2 rRNA genes (1 of these 2 running past the window's edge) are annotated in these 2,877 nt (G+C 55.1%); both read left to right on the forward strand.

What is annotated here, in order from left to right:
- Positions 1 to 2,661, forward strand: a 23S ribosomal RNA gene (locus AWR35_RS04580); it begins 218 nt to the left of the window's first position.
- A 91-nt stretch (positions 2,662 to 2,752) separates the two neighbouring features.
- A 5S ribosomal RNA gene (gene rrf, locus AWR35_RS04585) occupies positions 2,753 to 2,868 on the forward strand.
- Positions 2,869 to 2,877: the final 9 nt, after the last annotated feature.

Consider the following 2,877-nt stretch of genomic DNA (forward strand, 5'->3'; position numbering starts at 1 on the left):
TCAACCGAGATTCCCCTAGTAGCGGCGAGCGAACGGGGAGCAGCCCATCAAGCGCATTTCGATTTAGTGGAACAGTCTGGAAAGTCTGGCCATAGCGGGTGATAGCCCCGTACACGAAAGGTCGTTATGCGTGATGTCGAGTAGGGCGGGACACGTGGAATCCTGTCTGAACATGGGGGGACCATCCTCCAAGGCTAAATACTCCTTACCGACCGATAGTGAACCAGTACCGTGAGGGAAAGGCGAAAAGAACCCCGGCGAGGGGAGTGAAATAGAACCTGAAACCGTGTGCGTACAAGCAGTAGGAGCAGATTCGTTCTGTGACTGCGTACCTTTTGTATAATGGGTCAGCGACTTACTGATCGTGGCAAGCTTAACCGAGTAGGGGAGGCGTAGCGAAAGCGAGTCTGAACAGGGCGTTCAGTCGCGGTCAGTAGACCCGAAACCGGCGCGATCTACCCATGGCCAGGGTGAAGGTCAGGTAATACTGACTGGAGGCCCGAACCCACTAATGTTGAAAAATTAGGGGATGAGCTGTGGGTCGGAGTGAAAGGCTAATCAAGCCCGGAGATAGCTGGTTCTCCTCGAAAGCTATTTAGGTAGCGCCTCATGTCTCACTCTCGGGGGTAGAGCACTGTTATGGCTAGGGGGTCATCCCGACTTACCAAACCATGGCAAACTCCGAATACCGAGAAGTGCAATCATGGGAGACACACAGTGGGTGCTAACGTCCATTGTGGAGAGGGAAACAACCCAGACCGCCAGCTAAGGCCCCAAAGTGTGTGCTAAGTGGGAAACGATGTGGGAAGGCAGAGACAGCCAGGAGGTTGGCTTAGAAGCAGCCATCCTTTAAAGAAAGCGTAATAGCTCACTGGTCAAGTCGGCCTGCGCGGAAGATTTACCGGGGCTCAAGCACACCGCCGAAGCTGCGGATGCCGTAAGGCATGGTAGAGGAGCGTTCCGTAGGCCTGCGAAGGTGAACTGTGAGGTTTGCTGGAGGTATCGGAAGTGCGAATGCTGACATGAGTAACGATAATACGAGTGAAAACCTCGTACGCCGAAAGTCCAAGGTTTCCTGCGCAACGCTAATCGGCGCAGGGTGAGTCGGCCCCTAAGGCGAGGCTGAGAAGCGTAGTCGATGGGAAGCAGGTTAATATTCCTGCACCGACCGTTATTGCGATGGGGGGACGGAGAAGGCTAGGCCAGCCGGCAGTTGGTGTCCGGTTTAAGCCCGTAGGCGGATCTCTTAGGCAAATCCGGGAGATCAACGCCGAGAGGTGATGACGAGTTCCCACGGGAACGAAGTGGTTGATGCCAGGCTTCCAGGAAAAGCCTCTAAGCTTCAGATAACGGTTGACCGTACCCGAAACCGACACAGGTGGACTGGATGAGAATTCCAAGGCGTTGAGAGAACTCGGGTGAAGGAACTAGGCAAAATAGCACCGTAACTTCGGGAGAAGGTGCGCCCCCGGTACGTGATCGGACTTGCTCCGTAAGCGGAAGGGGGTTGCAGTGACCAGGCCGCTGCGACTGTTTATCAAAAACACAGCACTCTGCAAACTCGAAAGAGGACGTATAGGGTGTGACGCCTGCCCGGTGCCGGAAGGTTAATTGATGGGGTTATCTTCGGAGAAGCCCTTGATCGAAGCCCCGGTAAACGGCGGCCGTAACTATAACGGTCCTAAGGTAGCGAAATTCCTTGTCGGGTAAGTTCCGACCTGCACGAATGGCGTAACGATGGCGGCGCTGTCTCCACCCGAGACTCAGTGAAATTGAAATCGCTGTGAAGATGCAGTGTACCCGCGGCAAGACGGAAAGACCCCGTGAACCTTTACTACAGCTTTGCACTGAATACTGAACCTACTTGTGTAGGATAGGTGGGAGGCTTTGAAACCAGGACGCCAGTTCTGGTGGAGCCACCCTTGAAATACCACCCTGGTATGTTTGGTGTTCTAACCCAGGTCCCTTATCGGGATCGGGGACCGTGCATGGTGGGTAGTTTGACTGGGGCGGTCTCCTCCGAAAACGTAACAGAGGAGCACGAAGGTTGGCTAAGCACGGTCGGAAATCGTGCGGTTAGTGCAAGAGCATAAGCCAGCTTGACTGTGAGACAGACACGTCGAACAGGGTCGAAAGACGGTTCTAGTGATCCGGTGGTTCTGTATGGAAGGGCCATCGCTCAACGGATAAAAGGTACTCCGGGGATAACAGGCTGATACTGCCCAAGAGTCCATATCGACGGCAGTGTTTGGCACCTCGATGTCGGCTCATCACATCCTGGGGCTGAAGCAGGTCCCAAGGGTATGGCTGTTCGCCATTTAAAGTGGTACGCGAGCTGGGTTCAGAACGTCGTGAGACAGTTCGGTCCCTATCTGCCGTGGGCGTTGGAGATTTGAGGGAATCTGTCCTTAGTACGAGAGGACCGGGATGGACGAACCTCTGGTGTTCCGGTTGTCACGCCAGTGGCACTGCCGGGTAGCTAAGTTCGGATGGGATAACCGCTGAAAGCATCTAAGCGGGAAGCCCACCCCAAGATGAGATCTCCCCGAGGCCTCGAGCCTCCTGAAGGGCCGTGGAAGACCACCACGTTGATAGGCGGGATGTGGAAGTGCAGTAATGCATGCAGCTAACCCGTACTAATTACCCGTGCGGCTTGACCATATAACGCCAAAGCAACACATTGGATACAACACGCATTCGCTTTACCGCCGATCGGCCACAGGTCACCCTGGGCCGGTCGGTTACCCCTTCGCCTGGCGTCCATAGAGCGGTGGAACCACCTGTTCCCATCCCGAACACAGCAGTGAAACGCCGCATCGCCGATGATAGTGTGGGGCTTCCCCATGTGAAAGTAGGTCAACGCCAGGCTCCCCATTC

The sequence above is a fragment of the Guyparkeria sp. WRN-7 genome (assembly GCF_001641825.1).
Classification (GTDB): domain Bacteria; phylum Pseudomonadota; class Gammaproteobacteria; order Halothiobacillales; family Halothiobacillaceae; genus Guyparkeria.